Raw genomic sequence first — 619 nt, 5'->3', positions numbered from 1 at the left:
TCATAAAAATCGTTTTGCGATTAAATTTATGGCTTTTGAAAATGGTCAGGCATGCACACAAGATGTCGAGTTTGAATTAGCCGTTTGTAGCTAATCAAAACATCAGGCTATTATTCTAAATACTTCGCTTTAATACCAAGATTACAATGGGACGATTCAACCATGTCTAAAATTACTATCGTTCAATGCCCTCAATGTGGTACCGACGTTGAATGGGGAGAACAAAGTCCTCATCGCCCTTTCTGTAGTAAAAAATGCCAAATGATCGATTTTGGTGAATGGGCAGATGAAGAAAATGCCATTGCTGGCGCCCCAGATATGTCAGACAGTGACGGCTGGTCAGAAGATCAATACTAGAGGTTCTAGGTTCTAGGTTCTAGGTTCTAGGTTCTAGGTTCTAGGTTCTAAAAGTTGAGAAAGTTGGCGTGAAAGCGTCAACTTTTTTATTGCCTGTCGGAAAACTTTCCCTGAAGACTTCTCCACTACTATCGGGGTTGTAACCTTTCAAGTTACAGTTCCACTCTATATCAGCGGGTTAAGTAAGTTATTTAAACACAAGCAATTTGTTTAGCTCAGAACGCAGATATTTTTCTTGCTACCTAGGAAGAGGCGCGGAGTG

Annotated in this window: 1 protein-coding gene and 1 pseudogene; both read left to right on the top strand. The window is 40.4% G+C overall.

All coding sequences use genetic code 11. The features are described 5' to 3' along the window. Positions 1 to 94: pseudogene (locus R7E78_RS28040) on the top strand (cell division protein ZapD); the annotation flags it as partial. A gap of 68 nt (positions 95 to 162) precedes the next feature. Further along, positions 163 to 357, top strand: a complete 195-nt coding sequence (gene yacG / locus R7E78_RS28035) for a DNA gyrase inhibitor YacG (RefSeq protein WP_005462546.1) — start codon at positions 163 to 165, stop codon at positions 355 to 357. The last annotated feature ends 262 nt before the right edge of the window (positions 358 to 619 follow it).

This window comes from Vibrio sp. YT-19(2023), from assembly GCF_033337395.1.
This window is presented reverse-complemented; position numbering and strand designations above follow the sequence as displayed.